This is a genomic window from Kluyvera sp. CRP (assembly GCF_019930565.1).
Classification (GTDB): Bacteria; Pseudomonadota; Gammaproteobacteria; order Enterobacterales; family Enterobacteriaceae; genus Kluyvera; species Kluyvera georgiana_A.
Window position 1 is genome coordinate 4,311,964 of the sequence record NZ_CP082841.1, and the last position, 15,727, is coordinate 4,327,690.

Annotated in this window: 21 protein-coding genes; all 21 read right to left on the bottom strand. The window is 52.8% G+C overall.

Annotation, left to right across the window (positions count from 1 at the left end; genetic code table 11):
- Nucleotides 1–8 precede the first annotated feature (8 nt).
- Nucleotides 9–335 (bottom strand): head-tail connector protein, encoded by a 327-nt coding sequence (locus tag K7B04_RS20475; RefSeq protein ID WP_223802882.1) that lies wholly within the window; start codon nt 333–335, stop codon nt 9–11.
- Entirely contained in the window at nt 332–1,237 is a 906-nt protein-coding gene (locus tag K7B04_RS20480; protein ID WP_223802883.1) for a phage gp6-like head-tail connector protein, read from the bottom strand. The genes K7B04_RS20475 and K7B04_RS20480 overlap by 4 nt, the downstream gene beginning before the upstream one ends.
- On the bottom strand, nt 1,234–2,589 hold the full coding sequence (locus tag K7B04_RS20485) for a phage portal protein (protein ID WP_223802884.1): 1,356 nt from the start codon (nt 2,587–2,589) through the stop codon (nt 1,234–1,236). The genes K7B04_RS20480 and K7B04_RS20485 overlap by 4 nt, the downstream gene beginning before the upstream one ends.
- A gap of 204 nt (nt 2,590–2,793) precedes the next feature.
- Nucleotides 2,794–4,728: a phage major capsid protein gene (locus K7B04_RS20490; protein ID WP_223802885.1), complete on the bottom strand. Its 1,935-nt coding sequence runs from the start codon at nt 4,726–4,728 to the stop codon at nt 2,794–2,796.
- 58 nt (nt 4,729–4,786) lie between these two features.
- The gene (locus tag K7B04_RS20495; RefSeq protein WP_223802886.1) at nt 4,787–6,445 is read right to left on the bottom strand and encodes a terminase large subunit; all 1,659 of its coding nucleotides are present in this window, start codon (nt 6,443–6,445) and stop codon (nt 4,787–4,789) included.
- Nucleotides 6,446–6,448: 3 nt separating this feature from the next.
- Nucleotides 6,449–6,958, bottom strand: coding sequence for a terminase small subunit (locus K7B04_RS20500; protein ID WP_223802887.1), 510 nt, complete (start codon nt 6,956–6,958; stop codon nt 6,449–6,451).
- A gap of 106 nt (nt 6,959–7,064) precedes the next feature.
- On the bottom strand, nt 7,065–7,433 hold the full coding sequence (locus tag K7B04_RS20505) for an HNH endonuclease (RefSeq protein ID WP_223802888.1): 369 nt from the start codon (nt 7,431–7,433) through the stop codon (nt 7,065–7,067).
- 36 nt (nt 7,434–7,469) lie between these two features.
- A complete protein-coding gene (locus tag K7B04_RS20510) occupies nt 7,470–8,081 on the bottom strand; it encodes a hypothetical protein (RefSeq protein WP_223804204.1) in 612 nt (203 codons plus the stop codon).
- The gene (locus tag K7B04_RS20515; protein WP_223802889.1) at nt 8,063–9,520 is read right to left on the bottom strand and encodes a glycosyltransferase family 2 protein; all 1,458 of its coding nucleotides are present in this window, start codon (nt 9,518–9,520) and stop codon (nt 8,063–8,065) included. Before K7B04_RS20515 ends, K7B04_RS20510 begins: the two co-directional genes overlap by 19 nt.
- Nucleotides 9,521–9,531: 11 nt before the next feature.
- Nucleotides 9,532–10,248: a Fur-regulated protein gene (locus tag K7B04_RS20520; RefSeq protein WP_223802890.1), complete on the bottom strand. Its 717-nt coding sequence runs from the start codon at nt 10,246–10,248 to the stop codon at nt 9,532–9,534.
- Nucleotides 10,249–10,368: 120 nt separating this feature from the next.
- Nucleotides 10,369–10,722: a hypothetical protein gene (locus K7B04_RS20525; RefSeq protein ID WP_223802891.1), complete on the bottom strand. Its 354-nt coding sequence runs from the start codon at nt 10,720–10,722 to the stop codon at nt 10,369–10,371.
- Nucleotides 10,723–10,916: 194 nt separating this feature from the next.
- Nucleotides 10,917–11,210, bottom strand: coding sequence for a hypothetical protein (locus K7B04_RS20530; RefSeq protein WP_223802892.1), 294 nt, complete (start codon nt 11,208–11,210; stop codon nt 10,917–10,919).
- 30 nt (nt 11,211–11,240) lie between these two features.
- A complete protein-coding gene (locus K7B04_RS20535; protein ID WP_346015167.1) occupies nt 11,241–11,435 on the bottom strand; it encodes a hypothetical protein in 195 nt (64 codons plus the stop codon).
- On the bottom strand, nt 11,386–11,661 hold the full coding sequence (locus K7B04_RS20540; RefSeq protein WP_223802894.1) for a hypothetical protein: 276 nt from the start codon (nt 11,659–11,661) through the stop codon (nt 11,386–11,388). Before K7B04_RS20540 ends, K7B04_RS20535 begins: the two co-directional genes overlap by 50 nt.
- Nucleotides 11,658–12,200, bottom strand: a complete 543-nt coding sequence (locus K7B04_RS20545; protein ID WP_223802895.1) for a glycosyl hydrolase 108 family protein — start codon at nt 12,198–12,200, stop codon at nt 11,658–11,660. Before K7B04_RS20545 ends, K7B04_RS20540 begins: the two co-directional genes overlap by 4 nt.
- Nucleotides 12,200–12,481 (bottom strand): phage holin family protein, encoded by a 282-nt coding sequence (locus tag K7B04_RS20550; RefSeq protein WP_185670054.1) that lies wholly within the window; start codon nt 12,479–12,481, stop codon nt 12,200–12,202. The genes K7B04_RS20545 and K7B04_RS20550 overlap by 1 nt, the downstream gene beginning before the upstream one ends.
- Entirely contained in the window at nt 12,468–12,854 is a 387-nt protein-coding gene (locus K7B04_RS20555; protein ID WP_223802896.1) for a phage holin family protein, read from the bottom strand. Before K7B04_RS20555 ends, K7B04_RS20550 begins: the two co-directional genes overlap by 14 nt.
- 406 nt (nt 12,855–13,260) lie before the next feature.
- Nucleotides 13,261–13,860 carry a hypothetical protein gene (locus tag K7B04_RS20560; RefSeq protein WP_223802897.1) on the bottom strand — a complete coding sequence of 200 codons (600 nt, stop codon included), beginning with the start codon at nt 13,858–13,860 and terminating at the stop codon, nt 13,261–13,263.
- Nucleotides 13,861–13,872: 12 nt separating this feature from the next.
- Nucleotides 13,873–14,922 (bottom strand): DUF968 domain-containing protein, encoded by a 1,050-nt coding sequence (locus tag K7B04_RS20565; RefSeq protein ID WP_223802898.1) that lies wholly within the window; start codon nt 14,920–14,922, stop codon nt 13,873–13,875.
- Nucleotides 14,907–15,284: a RusA family crossover junction endodeoxyribonuclease gene (locus K7B04_RS20570; RefSeq protein ID WP_167576098.1), complete on the bottom strand. Its 378-nt coding sequence runs from the start codon at nt 15,282–15,284 to the stop codon at nt 14,907–14,909. Before K7B04_RS20570 ends, K7B04_RS20565 begins: the two co-directional genes overlap by 16 nt.
- Complete coding sequence (locus K7B04_RS20575) at nt 15,281–15,481, bottom strand: hypothetical protein (protein ID WP_223802899.1); 201 nt, start codon at nt 15,479–15,481, stop codon at nt 15,281–15,283. Before K7B04_RS20575 ends, K7B04_RS20570 begins: the two co-directional genes overlap by 4 nt.
- Nucleotides 15,482–15,727 lie beyond the last annotated feature (246 nt).

The following is a 15,727-nucleotide window of genomic DNA, read 5'->3' on the forward strand; positions in this document are numbered from 1 at the left end:
GAATGCCCTCAAATAATTGTCGGGAGACGGAGATCATGAATTAAAAACGACACAGAAAAAGGAAGCTCCCCATGAAGTAAATCTTCTTTTTCAGCCAGATCGGGGTTTCGGTACAGCATACCAACCAGACGCATCGTGGCGGCTTTCATCCGACTCAACGCTTCACCTTCTATTAACTTTCCCGTCTCATCAACGACCTTATCCCGACTACCCTGGATAAAAGCCAGCAACACTGAGCTGGCTTCCTGAATTTTTTCCTCAAGCGGCCCGTCATCAGCATCATGATCAATGTGCAGGTGATCCTTTATCTCATCCAGTGTCACTAGTTCAATCACGTTTTATCCCTCCCGTCACGGCCACGCTTGGCAGCCAGTGTCCAGCCTTTCGAACCATTCTCACCGGGCTTATCCTGCGTCGTTTCATCGCAGTGCCAGAGCGAGCCTCCCCACGTCACCGTGTCGCCAGGAATATATTCCTGCCCGGATTTGAATACGCCCTGATAAATCATCACAGGCACGTCAAACGTTTTGGTTTCTCTGGCGCCGCTGGTGCGGTTAACCGTCAGAGTGAAGCTACGCTGCTCTGAACGCTGAATATCAACACCCGCAACGCCATCAACAAGACACTCCCAGCCTCGCATACCGTGCGTTTTCTCGTAAGCGCGCCAAAGACCGCCGTTATGCGTTGCATAGCTACCACGCGGGTAACTTTTCCCTTCGTCAATGAAAGGTAGGATCTCAAGCGACATGGCGTCCCGGCCATCTTCACCATCCTTGCCCGGTTCTGCGGCTGGCATTGCTGCCACCGCCTCGCTGACAGCCTCTTCAACTGCCTGTTTAAGCGTGGCGGGCTCAACGTCTTTACCATCCTTCGGAGCAGGTATCTCAGAGACTGCCTTGCTGACCATCTCCTGAATCATCGGCCGGACGTCCTCAGGAGTGACACTTTTACCGTCCTGCGGCACTGGAATGGCTGCTACCGCCTCGCTGACCATCGCGGCAATATCCGGTAGCTCCGGCGCTGGTAATTCAGCAATTGCAGCCTTTACCATCCCCGGAAAATCGGGGGCAGGCGTAGAACAGATTTCTTCAACCCGCTTTGCGAGTAGGGATAGCTTTCCTTCATACTCCACTCGCTGCGCCTGAAGACCTTTATTGAAGCTGTCACGCATTTCAGCGAGAACCTGACCGAATTCCTCGCCCAGCACCTTTATCAGGGATAGTTCGCGTTCGTTCATTTTGTAAGAAATCCTCTGATCATGGCTTTAGCCGCCGATTGCTCAGCGTCGGTTAAAGCCTTTCCTTCATTCACGGATGGTGACGACTGTGACGAACTGCTTTTACCGAAGGGATCATCCGAAGCATCACGGCGCGCCAGCGCCTCAAGGCTGAAATTCTGCTGCTGTAGGTAAAGAGAATCACCACCGGCCAGCGGAGGAAGGTTCTCACTTTTACGCGCTTCGTTTGGTGTGAGGATGGTATTTTTCACCCCCTCGCCCAGGGATTTGATACGGCGTTCACTGTCCATACGCAGCAGCGCATTAACGTCAAACTCAGTTCCCGTATCGCCATCCAGCTCAAACGCTTCATCCAGCAGCAATTCTATGGATTCAATCAGGGACTGAAGGCACTGCGAGTAATACTGCTGATCCTGCGCCTCAATATTGTCATGTGTCGGCAGCTCGCCGATGCCAACCTTATACGCTGGCACGTGAAACACGGAACAGACAATCTGCGCGGTCATGCGGAGTTGTTCGACAGTCTGCGCATCAGCAGCTGAGACCGTCCGTGGAACATATTTCGCGCCATTACTCAGAATAGCGGTTTTACCCGCGTTTTCGCCGGTATACCCGGTATCCCAGTTTTCTTTTATCTTCCTTGCGTTCTCTTCCGTAATCGAGCCCGGAACCTCGATAACACCGCTGGGTTTCCCGCCATTGCGGAAAAAGTACGCTGAGCTTTCCTGAATATGGTGACCCTGCATAGCAGCCAGACCAGCCGCATAAATCGGGGAAAGACCAATAAGGGGATGGAACAGGCAGTTGAACCGATCGTGGATAACCTCTCGTGCCGGAACTGTTACTGTGGCTTCAATGCCTGACATATTGTCCGGGTTGATCTGGTAGAAAACAGAACCATCATCAGCGACCAGCGGTGTAACCTTATTCCAGTCAAGCAGCCTCAGCTCAGTTATTTCGCCGCGGTTGTTCCGGATCTTAAGCGCAACGGTATTACCCTCGCACAGCTTGGAATTAAGCCAGTGCTCAAAGAACTGGATGCGGTTCTGAAAGGCATTTGGCCTGGAATACAGTGCAGCTATCTTCCCGGTTTTAATCACCTTTCGAACGCCGTTTGAATCCTGTTTCATCAGACGCGGAGGCATCTTGGCGATATCGCTGGCGATCAGAGATATGCAGGAAAAGACAGCGTAATAGGAGAAAACCGTTTTGGGCTTAATCTCCATATTTTGTTGCCATGCTCCTGCGTAAGGTTCATGGACATAACTGAACATCGGCGTCCATCCGCCACGGCTGACAGGCTGCTGCAGGGTTTTTGTTTGTTCCTCTTTTCTACGGAAAGGGTTCCACATTAGCCGTTCTCCGCTTTGCGCTTGTTCTTCTTCACTCCGGTAGCCACCTCGGTGTGATATTCAGCTTTGCCGAGCAGCACCAGCACCCTTGCGCACCGATCGTCCACAAGTTTTACGTCTTCCGGATTTGAATCATGGGTACGTTGTAGATATCTGATTTTTGCCATGCAATATGGCGGGGTTTCCCCCGCCCTCCGTAGCTGATTAGCTGCCCTGATTTGAGCTGTAGTTCACACCGGAAATCACGGCTACCGCTGCCGTGCGGCGACGCTTCCAGTTGATCCAGCGCTCAGCACGGATAGCCACGCTGTTAGTCTGGAACATGGAAACCAGCTCGGTTCCCGTTGGTGTAATGCTGTCGCCAGTCGGATCGCTTTCCATTTCCAGAGACGCTTCGCGGGACATATCGACCGCCACACCGCCATCATCCGCGAGGTAGATATCCGGCGCGTTAAGCAGCGTAAGATTGGTACCAGCATACTGAGAAACGATAGCCGGAAGCCCCTGGAAGGTACCGCCAAGCAGAGTCATTTCCGGGTACATCTTTTGTCCCAGAGCGTTTTTCTTCATGGAAAGCGCCAGGGCGTTAGTGCTGGACATGATCCACACACCGCCAGTCGGCTGAAGGTTATTAGAGACAAACTGAGCGAATGCCGCTTCAGCATCTGCATCCGGATCGCCGGTGGATGGAACAGCCGCAATACCGTTGGTAATTGATGCCGGAGAGACGTTGGCAACCTCAGCTTTCGCCGGGTTAATGAAGTCCGTATCCAGTCGTGCAATGACTGCTTCTGCCAGCGCATTACGCACCAGTGCATCAGCTGCCGGATTGGAGAACCGGATCAGTTCATCGGTCAGCACCGCAATGGCTGAGACTTTGGCGAAGCTGAACGTGATGGACTCAAAGTCGAATTTGGTCAGCGGCTTGGCCTTACCCTGGCCTACCCAGTTTGCAGATCCGCCGGAAGTTTGTGCCGGAATGCGGATGTTGAACGGGACCTGGCGAAGGGCAGGAATACCACCCTGACCGAAACGACCAATAATGGTCTGCGGGCGGAGGAATTCAACAAAATCATTTGCATATTCCTGATATTCCACCAGCGCACCAGCCCACTTAGGATCGGTCGTTGTACCCGCGCCGACCGCTGCTTTAAGCACATGATGAAGCTTTGCATCATCCGGATACTGCTTACGGGCAATCTCCAGAGCCTCAGAACGGCTGCCGTTAGCTGCCGCCAGTGCTTTGGCAAAACGGGCAAAGGCAATACCTTTTTCCAGATTCTGCTCTACACGAATGATCCCCGGTGCGTTTGCCTTCACGGTAGCGACTTCGCCACCTGCTGCTTTGGATACAGGTTTTGCGGTCAATGCCAGATTGCTTTCCATGTCGCGCAGTCGCTTGAGGTGCGCATCAACGGATTTAATTTCTGTGGACGTATTGTCGTAGCTCTCTTCTTCTTCAGTGTCCAGGGTGCGTCCCTCTTCAGCCGCCTTTGACATCACTTCAGCCAGTGATGCGGCCAGCGCTGCACGCTTCGCTTCAAAGCTCTTGATTTGTTCTGCGATATTCATCGAATTATTTCCTTTTTTGGTTTCAGTTGCTGTAGCGCCAGCGGTTTTAGAGGTTTTCACTACCGGTTTCTCATTGCCTGACGCGGCGAAAAACTGGCGATCGAAAGATTTAACGGTTTGGATGGAGCATTCGGCATTGGCCGGAATGGTCACTGCCGAGACCTCAAGCAGGTCCCAGGACAAAAAACGAATACCGCCTTCATCCAGGAAGGAATACTCAATAGGCCTGAATCCAATAGACAGGCCGCGCACCAGCCCCGCCTTTATCGAAGTCCACGCCTCATCAAGGCGGGCAATAAGCTGGGATGGCATGTCGGGGGTTGGTTTCACAAGCTTCGCAGTGATCTGTACCCCCTCTTTCACCATTTTTGGCGTGCAGGTGCCAATAGGTTGAGAGCGGTCGTGCTGCCAGAGGAACGGCGTGTCGCTGCGTAATTTCGCCCCCTCAGGCTCCATAATGTCACCGTCACGATCGGGAGACGGTGTTGAGGCGATGCCGGTGATAATCCGCTCATCCTCATTTACCGACTTCACCGTCATGAGGGTGCAGGCGCGTTTAAGCGTCATTTGCTGTCCTCCAGAAATGAAAAAACCCGCATGCGCGGGTCATTAACTGACGTGTGTGTTAAACGAAAAATACCTGGTAGTCTTTTTTGACCGGTTCGGGGTTCAGCGCCATTAACGTTACGGCGTTGAATGTCGCCATCAGGGGATCAATTTTACCCTTACCGCTGGCCTGTTTGGTGATAAGTATGGCGTTACCTCTCGGTTCAACGCGTGCGTTACCGACGCACCAGGCCATAAGAGGCTGCCCACCGTGAAGCAGAACACCTTCAGCGAGCTTGCGTTCAGTAGTTTTAATAGCACCGCCGAGCTTCCAGCCCTGGCTGACACCCGTCACAGCTTCATCAGGAATGCCGGCCTCGCTGAGCGCGTCAAGAATTTGCCCGACCTCAGAGGGGTCAATACCGATTTTATCCAGCAGTTCTGCTTCATAAATTCGGCTGACATACTCTGCAACCTGCTCAATATCCTCACCGACCCGCTTAACGATCGTCAGGTCACCGGCCCTCTCAAAATCTTTCAATTTTGAAATTTCACTCTTGCGCCTTTCCAGTGCGATGGTATGCGCCCAGGCATGACACCAGCACAACCACTCGCGAGTTTCGCGATCGCGCCCGATGGCAGACAGGCCGAGAAGGTCATCGAGACCACCGCCATCAATACCGACGGTGACCACCTCGGAACGACGAAGAATATCCTCAAAAGTGACGCGCCTTGCCTGTTGCTCCCAAAAATCGACACCCGCCCAGCGGTCGCTGCGCAGGTTCAGCCCAATCTCAATATTCAGGTGTTTTGCCAGAAACTGCTGCAGCGTGCCGTCCGTTTTGGCCTGATTTTTTCGAAGCTGGTCAGCTATCCACTCTGAGCTGACCGACCGCCCGATATTCGGGTTGGTGATATAGAAATTTTCTGACTCGAGGTAGGCCTTGCTTTCCACCATCCGTTCCGGGAACTCGTAAAGAACACCCAGCGTTTTAGGGTCGCTTATTTTACCGTCCCGCACGTTGCGCCAGTAATCCAGCCGCTCCTTGAATACGCCGGCAGGCGGCTCATCGCTCTGGGTGGTAAGGAATATCACCCACCCCTCGTTGCGAGATACCTGTCCGCCCAGCGCTTCCATGAACATCGCTTCAGCATTAGCGCGCTTACCGAACAACCAGAGCTCGTCTACCAGAATGCGGCCCGACTTTTTACCCGATACGGTATCCGTATCGGCGGCCACAACCTTCAGAGTATTGCGTGTCACCCTGTGGGTGATTGTTCGAATATGATCCTGAATCTGAAACATATCGGTCAGCTCATCGTCAGCCCGTATCATGCCTGCGGCAGGTTTAAAGCTGTTATCCGCTACCTCCTTTGTCGGCGCCAGAATCAGATGTTCTTCATCCTCTCGCCAGCAGAGAATTAGTGCGGTCAGCATAATGCCTGCCGCGATGGTTGATTTGGTGTTCTTCTTGGATATCAGCAGGCCGTACTCACGAATCAGCTGGTTACCCGTTTCTGCGTCATAGCCGCCGAAAATTGCTTTTACAAAGTCGAAAACCCACTCTTCCGAGCACTCGCCAAATGTTGGCTTCCCGGGCAGGTCAGAAACCCGCAATTCGCGGAATATCCCGAGCGCCTGCTCTGCCTGGTCGGGAAAAATCGGCGGCGGAATGATTGATTCACCGGCCACCAGGCGGGATTCCCAGTCCGTGCAGGCTGTAGTCCACTGCGCCATGATTTACCCCTTGTTATTTACCACGAGCTTCGGCGGTGCCATGGCGCCGAACTTACTGGCACCGGCGGCCACCCTCGCAGCGGCATTGCGCGCGTCTTTTTTCCCGGTCTCGCCCTTTTTGGGGTGGATATAGGGAAGCATCGCTTTTGCTGCATCCTTCCTGACGTCAATTTCTTCGGTGGCATCATTCATCACTGCCATCAGAAACTTGAGCGGGTCGTCGAAACTGCCGCTAACAGGTGGTGCCTCCGGCAGGGGTACCGATGCCTTATCTTTCTCATTGCTGTTTACCGCTGGGGTATAAACATTCTGGCGGTAGGTCGGTACGTCGTCTGTCTCGATCACTTCCTTTTTTTTACGTTCAATAAATGCGATGACCTCCGGGTCTTTTGCAAGCTGCGAACCCTTTGACCGTGCGGATTTCTCAGAGTACCCCGCCTTTATTGCCGCATCTTTTTGAGACATACCGGACATCAGCGCGACGGCGAATTTCCGCTTTTGCGCTGTTAACATGTTTACACCCTCCAGAGGGGGATTTTTTCTGCGCGTGAGGGAGGGGGCGGTGTCCAGGGCGATCGATGTTTACTCTGGATGATACCCCCCCCTGGGTTGGCAGGCGTCAGAGACCTACAAAACCAGCCCCACGATTACCTTCAGGCACATCATGGTGCAGGGCTTGCTCGTCAGGCTGTCCGGAGGCTAATTCACGTGCTGACTTACCTGAGTGACATTCAGTGCAGAGAGTCCACAGGTTGCGCTCTGAGTTATCGCCTCCGAACTGAAGCGCGATGCGATGGTCCAGTTCGCTGTCAGTCAGATCAACAACCCGATTACACATACAGCACTGACCACCGTCACGCGCATAGATTCGACGCTTTAAACTCACCCTTGCACTTCCACTTATGCGGCGCTGCTCACCGTAAACCGGCTTTATGCGACGCGTATCAATGGCTTTCAGTCGTGGCTTTAGCGTTGCGAGCTTAGACATGTAACCTCCAGGCTAATCGGCGTTCTGTACGTGGCATCAAATCCTCATTACTGGAAAGATACCCAATCGCCACGCGCGGCGGCGTTCTGTTCTGGGTGTTAAGTCAGGATGGCGTTCTACCGATTCACCATCGGAATGATCGACCAGTGAGTAACACGGATAAACCACCTCGTCATCATAAGCATCACCTACTGCATAATCAGCAGGCTTGCGACTGTCCCAGCGCGCCAGTACCTTTTCAATGCGCTCCGGCGGAACGCTATAGCAAACACCATGTATCAATCGCGGAAGCGTGACGTAATCATTGCGGAGTTTATCAGCCATAATTAGCCGTTCAGCTATCTGCATCTGATATTGAGGCGGTCGGCCAGTACCGAGATAAAAACTCACCAGCGCGTAATGAAAACGCTCCAACCAGTCCGCTACCATTTCCTTGAACCCAGGAACCGGTAGCGCGTCATCTTCCAACACCACTACCCGGCAAGGTTGCTCAGCGGCCCATTCAAGCGCGCGCCGGTGATTCCAGTTAGCCCCGTGATTCCCTTCATCGATAAGAAGGTGTGCGCCAAGTTCGCCAGCCAGCAATGCAGCTGAGGCATAACGGGAATGGTGACCAACAACCACGTACTTCACTTGTGTTTCCAATATGCCACCTCTTTCCCGATGCCGTCCGTTTTGAATACCGTATGGATACGCGGGCCGGTAACGATTCGGTCGCCGAATGATTTGGCAGCCATACCGAAAGCACCCATGTCCACCAGCGTGGTAGGTGCCGTCTCCATCTTCCAGAAACGGTGGCTTTCAATCAGGTAGTACTGTCGAATGATTCGGTGAGCGAACTCCATTACATCGTCACGGCCGCCGCCCAACAGGCCAGCATTTAGCAAGGGCTCGTGCCGATGTAACTCAATGAAGGTGCTGTATGCTTGTCCATGGTGGTTTGCCTTCATCCATGGCTCAGCATACGTATTGTGTTCAGAGCCCACGTAAATCTTACCGGGCTCCATTTCATCCCACGGCTCATGCAGCATTTCAACGTCTGTACCATCTGTACACCAGACACGGTTGATATCAGGGTTGCCGCGTAAGTACTGATAGATATGCAGCCAACGTGCAAAGTAGGGACTCATTGAAAGCGCTGGGACGCGGACAAGGTTCGCACCTTCCGGCGCTGTGCTCAGCTCATCTGCCAGAATGACAGTATCTGCACCGCGGATTGATGAGGCCCAGACCTGTAATGTTTCCGGTGTTGGAACCATTCTCGTCTGTCTCTGTGGATCAATCTGACTGGTCAGCAATGAAGTGATTACAACGTCGCGCTGCTTCCTGAACGGCACAAATCCGGTATGTCCGCTATCACGCCGCGCGCTATAGATAACCGCATTGGCTTTTGCCAACGCTTCACGTTCAGGCCGAGGAATTGAACGCAACCCTTCTTCGTACTCATCCATTGAATGGATCAGCTTTTCAGAACCAGCTACATCAGCAAATGCCCAGGTTGATAGCCCTGCATTGTAGATGCGAAGGGCCAGATCAGGATGCTCGTACATACCGCGGCCGTATACCGGATCAAAACCGCCGACCTTTTCGATAGCGCTGCGATGGTAATACAGCATAACGCCGCGCTGTCCGGTGTAAGCGATGTGCTTATCATCCCGATATAGCACAGACATGTCGTTCAGCTTATTGCGGCCAGCCAGATCGAGAAACTGGTAAGCCAGGTGCGGTTCTGGTGATTCGATATAAGGCAGATGCCAGTTATCAGCGATTGGCCAGGCATCATCGTCCCACAGAAAAAGATGCTCGCAGCCGGCATCCATCAGAGCTGACAGGCTGGCGTTCTTCGAGGCAACAATACCGAGCGATGTTTCATGGCGAATCAGCTGCACGCCGTCAGGCACTACCGCAGCAGGTTTTGAACCATCATCGATAACGACCACCAGCGCACCAGCGGGTAAAAACTGCATGTGCTGTGACAATGCGCGTTTCAGTACGTCTGCGCGATTATGAGTTGAAATCGCTATGCCGATTCTGGAAGAGGCGTTGCTGGCCGGGGAGTAATCCACTCCATCAATTGTGACCTGCATACTCTCTCCTGTCAGCGGCAGCGCTGATGCCAGATTAGGCCACCGGGCAGGCACTCTTTGTGAATGGCTTTACGGACAACTTCGGATAATTCGACCATTGTCTTTTCGGTTGCTTCAGCTTGCCTTGCTGCCACTGTTGCAACATTTTTCAGTGCATTTTTCAAAATGCCATCGATGTTGCTATCGACACCAGATTTAACTTCGAACTTATCGGCACCGATGGTTACCTTGTTCTGCACCGGATCGTTACCGCGAATGCCCAGGCTGATGTTGTAGATATTGGTCACAGGCTGAGGTGTTTCTATTTCCGCTGTGTGGATCGCCCCACTGAAGATAGTGATGTCGTTAATGAACGCCAGATCATTACCAAGAATTTTGAAGGCGTCGCTTTTGCGAACTAACTCATCCAGTTCCTCAAGTGCCTTTTGTGTGGCAGAGGTATCAATCTCAACGCCAAGCGATATCGAACTGCAATATTGCTGCCTTCCAAATCGCGTATCGACAAGGTGTTCAACGGCAAATTTCTGCCCTTCAGCGGTCAGGAAGGTGAAGTGGTTTTCTTTCTGGTATTCCGTCGCTGTATGTCTGGTTTCAGCAAAGCCCAGTTCGCGAAGTTCGGCGGCACCGGATTTAGATGGCAGATCGCCAGAAACCAGAGCGCCACGATAAAAAAGCGCGTAGAGCACGTCAGTAGCTGCGCCAGATAGCGTAATGATTTTGTTACTCATGGAATGTTTCCTTTAGGTGTGAGCCTGTCGCACAGCAAAACCGCCCGAGAGCAAACGGATTGCCCAGGCTCACTACTGAAAGACTCTCTTTGATGTGCGCGTGCGAAGCGCGGATAGGTGTTACCAGGCGCGTTCGTACGCTGTGTTGATCAACTCATCAGACAGTTCGCCGACGGTATGAGCGATAGCCATTTTTTGTTCACGGCTGAGTTCAGACCATTGAGCTCGTAGCTCGTCGCTCAGATGTGCCTGCCACGACTCGCCGCCGCTTAAGTCTTCCCAATCAGCAGGCAACAGGCAGAGTCCACGCCCATATTTTTCTTCATCAGGCGTAAGTGGTGGCAAGGGCTTTGATACGCTGGTGCCGCTGTCTCCCCAATTACCGAGGACTATTCGACCACCACCAGCCATATTAACAACGACGCCCTTCTCGCTCATGGTGACTGAGTCACCAGACTTATTCTCAAATTTCATAAAACACCTTTCGATTAGGCGATTACTTTCCCTTAGCTCGTGCCCATAACATGCAACCGTTTAGGGTGATTGAAATTGCCAGCAGCATAAAAAACGCTGTCGGATAGGTGAAAAAGACTATTGGTAAATTAAACATTTGATTGTCCTTCTGGGTGCATTATCGCAAGCACTCAGTGAATGCCTGCTGTAATGCCTTACTCTTCGACTACAGCGCCCTCGGGCAACTCAACGCAACCAAAGACTGGCATACCCGGTGAGCGGTCATCTTCCACCGCGACCAACTGCGATTCGGAATACCAGCGCTCAGTGGCGCATTTGTCCGCAGCCTGGTAATAAACGTAATACTGATTCTCACCCGTTACGTGCTGAGAGCGGGCCTGCACCTCGCCGAACTCATCACTAATGCGCAAGTTCACCAGTTGGCCCAGGCAGAATTTAAAGTCTTTTGCTACAGGAAAGATTGCAGCGGCGTTTTGTTCTTTTTCCATTATTCGCTCTCTCATTGTTAAAAAGCCCCGCTATTGCGAGTCCGTTGTGTTATTGCTCTGGCAGTTAGCCTTCCACGATTTGTTGTGCGCCAGCACATCGCGCTTCGTTTGCTTATCCATAACGCTAATATCGTGGTCGGTAAGATAAATTGGCTTAACCCAGTCACACGCCGTATCAACGACTACCGGGACGCTTCCACGATTCACGCAGCTCGCGATCAACATCGTCATCAGGAAGATGATTAACATTCTGCTGTACATTGCTGGCCTCTTTAGTGACTTCCGCTTTACGTTCTGCCGCCGCAACGGTCGCCGCTGCGTTCTCTTCGGTGCGCTGCTGTTCGGCTTTTGCTTCTGCCTTGCTGGTACCGCGAATATGACCAAAGCCAAATGCGCCAGCGATAGCAGCTATCACAGCCACCGCCAGACCAACAAACATTTCAAGAGTCATAGGCCCACCCGCTCACGCATCCAGCCATACACGAACGATTCGTTTGCCGGTCGCTGTTCAGCTAATTCCAGATAACGCTGCCCCTGACTACAGTTCAGCGCGCGCAAAAGCACGGTCTCCCCCTCAGATCCACGGCGAACCAGGAACGATTTAAGGGCGCTGATCGTTCGCGGACCAATCTGACCATCAGCCAGCAGATCGGGATATAGCTGTTGTTGAATATTGAAAACGTTCAGCCAGCGTTGGAACCATTTAACCTGGACCGATGGCCCCATGTTCACGCCGGTGTCGCAGAGTTCGGCTGCGATGGCCGGGGAAACAGCTGACACCAAGTCAAATCGTGGGCCATACCAGTAATCAGCCTCGTAAATTTCCAATGCCCGCAGCCGGGTAAGTTGGCGCATATCTCCGGTATAACCATGAGCGCGCGCCGTTGTCTGAGTGATCCCCCAGTTAGTCGGTCCGCCTTTGTCGTCCGGATGATTAACGTAGCCGCCCTCTTTCCCGAGGATGGCATTGAAAATATCGTCTTTAGTCATTAGTGCCTCAGGTGATCAACAAGGCGCGCTACGTTGCCCCTGACGGCAACCAGCACAGAAAGAAAAATGATGTTTGCCCCGATGGTTGCCAATGATGAATGCGGGTAAATCCCGCACAGGTAGGCAAACGGTACAGCGCTGTAGATAACAGTGAGCAACCATGCCAGGCGCGAAATCCATGGTCGGTGTCGGGAATCACCCCGGCGATAAAACATCAGGGTTACCACGACCCCGGCGCAAAGCAGCGCGTTGATGGTCGCTGATGGATCATTTAGTACCACCTGAACCTCCCCGGCGCGTTATCAGCGCCACCAGCGAGCCGACATCCTGATTGTTCAGGAACGTCAGGATTTTGACGGCTAATGCAGAAATGATTACGGCACCAATAGCATCCAGCGGTTTATCGCTGTACCCCGTCCAGGCGGCCAGCTTCGCCCCCACCAGCCCGGAACAGATAATTCCAGCGATGTAAGAAACGACAAAATACGCCAGCCGACGGAGTGAGCTGAGGTCGGAAGCCGTTGCTATATAGAACACAGCACCAGCAAACGCGCCAAACACCACACCGTAATCGGTGCCGGTTAGCATTCCATAGACGCTGGCCCCCGTCAGGACTCCACCAGCGACTCCAGTGCCAGAAACAGGATCGGACATAATCCCCCCATTGATATTGCTGTGAATCCTCTCAGAAAAATTAATGAGGGGAGTAAAGGTCAGGCTCGCGGGCTCTTAGGTAAAAGGTCATTAAGGAGTGATTTCCGGAGCCTGAAAATTAAAAAGGCCACCAGATGGCAGCCTTAACAGGAAATAGAAATATTGTGAGGTAGTGCGGATGGCCGGCGATATGACAGGGGTACTGATGCAATGCACCTTCGCGAATACCCCTGTCGTATCGCCGAAAAACAAAAACCCCGACTGGCGGGGCTTTCGCTATATTCAAATTGTCGCTTAACGTCGCTGCCATCGTGGCGCAGCTCTGCCAAGCATGAATGGATTATCTGATTTTCTGGTCAGTTTTCAACAGAAAATCCAATTTAGAGCACAAATAGCTAAAACAAGTTTATTTTTCCATCAGCTTACGGGATGAGAGAAATACCTTTGCCCGGAAAATCTCAAGACACCAGCGAACCCGCTTCCGGGCCTCTCCATCAGTCAGCCATGGGGCTATCGATTGTAGTTCCCTGGTAATATCCGCTATTTTCTTTCGCGTGGTGTAATACTGAAGGCCGATAATGTAGACGGGATCGTTGATATCAAAGGCTGACAGTACAGACTCTTCTATAAAATCCACATCATCATTAGTCATTGCCTCATCAATGATACTGTGTGGCGCTTGAGGCCAGAGTATGCAATGCGCTCTCTTTAAAGCCTGCTCACCTTTGAAACCCTCGCGCCTTGCCTGGTCAAGAGCAACTGTAAATCGCTCCAGAGCTTTGTCTGACCAGCGGCCCCTTCTGATTACGTTCCAGCATGCATGCTCGCGCGGCATACGCGGGGCGGCTCCGCCCCGAACCCCTTCCCCCCATGTTGAAAGCAATGATTTGATCCATGCGGACTGAATGCAGGTCAGGAGCATACTTTTACCCAGCCAGCTTTTGCGTGGTGCTGCAGCTGCTTTCCCAAGCGCTTCAATGTGATTACGGCGTTGACGTGGTGTCATGAAGATTCTCCTTTACGCCAGAACGCCGAGCGCATAGGCCCGGTCCAGCAATTGAATGATTAACACTGGCTGCGGCGCATACTCGCGCTCGAAGGCGGCGGGATTGTCATGTAACTGCCGATGATGAACCCGGCATAGCGGTATGGTGAAAATGTCGTGGGCTTTGGTTGCCATTCCCCCCTGCCCCCATCCGATGAGGTGGTGGGCATCACCGGCCCGCTGCCCGCAGCACACACACGGCTGGGTTTTAACCCACTCAATAAAGCGCGGAGAGATCCAGCGAATACGCTTGGGCCGCGCGAATAATGTGGCCGGGGCTTCAGCGTCCACCTGAACCTGAACAACTGGTTTTACGGCTTTAGGTTGCGTTTCTGGTTCAGCCGCGGCTGGGCGAGCGGGAACAAGACTAATTCGTTCGGCGAGTATGTCCGCTGCAGGACGTGACGGAACTATCTCGCTTTCTTTGTAGACTGACTGGATAAGGTCATCTTTGAGGCCAAGGGAGCGGCTCGCCATATTTTCGGTTATGGCATCGCCTATCCCCTCAGATACAGCCCACCAGCACAACTCAGCCAGCGATAGCATTCTGTCCGCCGCGCAGCCGGTTTTGATCCGCACACATTCAATCACCCAGTCAGTGAGGTTTCTGGCGATCAAATCATCCAGAACTTTGTCGCTCTGGTTGCGTAATTCGTTGTCACAATGCCAGCAGGCAACTATCGCCCCCGGTTCATGCCGGAACATAACCAGCTCGCGGTGGTGGTAGTTGCTGTGTGGCCACTGGCATTTTGAAATATGCCGCCCCAGCCAGTCTTCAAGCGCCGAAACGCCACCAGCAGCGCGAACAACACGCGCATCCAGAAAGAAAGGGGTTAATGTCGGGTCTTCCGCCAGCAACTGCCGAGCATCCGCTATTTTTCCCGACGGTAAATCCTTCATGGAGTCCGGTTGCTGTTCAATCAGGACGCGGCCAGCGCTGAATAAGCCCATCAGTTCCTTGCCTGGCTTCAGCAGAACAATTCCCATATGACGGGCAATCTCAGGCATCAGGAGAGCTCGCACGGTTCCCCCTCCCGGATGATCATCTTTCCGGTTTCGCCCCAGATTTTGGTTACACGGCCATCCCAGATATGGCTATCCTCGCCGAAAATGGCATCCAGCAGCGCCTTCTCTAAATTGTCTTTATCGGGCTTTTGCTGGTGGGGCTTCCCGTCCATCAGGGACCGTTTCTTTTTGCTCCAGCTCGGCGGCATCGGCAGCACAAAAATAACGTGATACCCGCTTTCCGGGAGCGAGACATTGTTCAGCCTCACCTCATCACAGAAAGCACGGTACCGGAGAACCTCCGGGCGCTTCTTCCATTTATCGGCGCGGGTCATTCGTGGTTTGCCCAGCGGGGTAATGCTGAAAACCTTCTCGTTCATTTCCACCCTCGAGAGCACATAGAGCGCTGTGTACGCTGGTGGCCGTTTGATACAGGCAGGAACGCTGATACAACCCAAAAGCGGGGATCAACATCGAGGCTTTTTTCTACGGTGATGTTATTCGCACGATAACGGGCCACCAGCTCTTCGGCCTGTTCTTCGGTCAGGTTGTCCTGGTAAAACCAGTCTCTTTTCATACCGTACCCCGGCAGAAAAAAGACAAAAAGAAACCGCTGACGTGGCTGCACATCAGGGAGTAATTCGTGGTGTGTATTTTTTGCGCCATGGTGTCTCCGTGGCGCAGCAGGTATAGGTTGTTCAGGCCTATGACGGGAGTTTAGCAGAACCAGACGGAATGAGGTAACCGGGTCTGGACTTCGCCATTTCAATCATTTGTGCGAATAATGACGGAGTGCCGACAATTTCATCTGGCTGTAATGGCA

Coding starts and splice junctions, on each gene's coding strand:
- K7B04_RS20540 (WP_223802894.1), bottom strand. CDS start 11,661: ATGACTCTTGAAATGTTTGTTGGTCTGGCGGTGGCTGTGATAGCTGCT.
- K7B04_RS20520 (WP_223802890.1), bottom strand. CDS start 10,248: ATGAGTAACAAAATCATTACGCTATCTGGCGCAGCTACTGACGTGCTC.
- K7B04_RS20495 (WP_223802886.1), bottom strand. CDS start 6,445: ATGGCGCAGTGGACTACAGCCTGCACGGACTGGGAATCCCGCCTGGTG.
- K7B04_RS20485 (WP_223802884.1), bottom strand. CDS start 2,589: ATGTGGAACCCTTTCCGTAGAAAAGAGGAACAAACAAAAACCCTGCAG.
- K7B04_RS20525 (WP_223802891.1), bottom strand. CDS start 10,722: ATGAAATTTGAGAATAAGTCTGGTGACTCAGTCACCATGAGCGAGAAG.
- K7B04_RS20480 (WP_223802883.1), bottom strand. CDS start 1,237: ATGAACGAACGCGAACTATCCCTGATAAAGGTGCTGGGCGAGGAATTC.
- K7B04_RS20515 (WP_223802889.1), bottom strand. CDS start 9,520: ATGCAGGTCACAATTGATGGAGTGGATTACTCCCCGGCCAGCAACGCC.
- K7B04_RS20555 (WP_223802896.1), bottom strand. CDS start 12,854: ATGTCCGATCCTGTTTCTGGCACTGGAGTCGCTGGTGGAGTCCTGACG.
- K7B04_RS20500 (WP_223802887.1), bottom strand. CDS start 6,958: ATGTTAACAGCGCAAAAGCGGAAATTCGCCGTCGCGCTGATGTCCGGT.
- K7B04_RS20505 (WP_223802888.1), bottom strand. CDS start 7,433: ATGTCTAAGCTCGCAACGCTAAAGCCACGACTGAAAGCCATTGATACG.
- K7B04_RS20490 (WP_223802885.1), bottom strand. CDS start 4,728: ATGACGCTTAAACGCGCCTGCACCCTCATGACGGTGAAGTCGGTAAAT.
- K7B04_RS20575 (WP_223802899.1), bottom strand. CDS start 15,481: ATGAAAAGAGACTGGTTTTACCAGGACAACCTGACCGAAGAACAGGCC.
- K7B04_RS20545 (WP_223802895.1), bottom strand. CDS start 12,200: ATGACTAAAGACGATATTTTCAATGCCATCCTCGGGAAAGAGGGCGGC.
- K7B04_RS20570 (WP_167576098.1), bottom strand. CDS start 15,284: ATGAACGAGAAGGTTTTCAGCATTACCCCGCTGGGCAAACCACGAATG.
- K7B04_RS20530 (WP_223802892.1), bottom strand. CDS start 11,210: ATGGAAAAAGAACAAAACGCCGCTGCAATCTTTCCTGTAGCAAAAGAC.
- K7B04_RS20535 (WP_346015167.1), bottom strand. CDS start 11,435: ATGTTGATCGCGAGCTGCGTGAATCGTGGAAGCGTCCCGGTAGTCGTT.
- K7B04_RS20560 (WP_223802897.1), bottom strand. CDS start 13,860: ATGACACCACGTCAACGCCGTAATCACATTGAAGCGCTTGGGAAAGCA.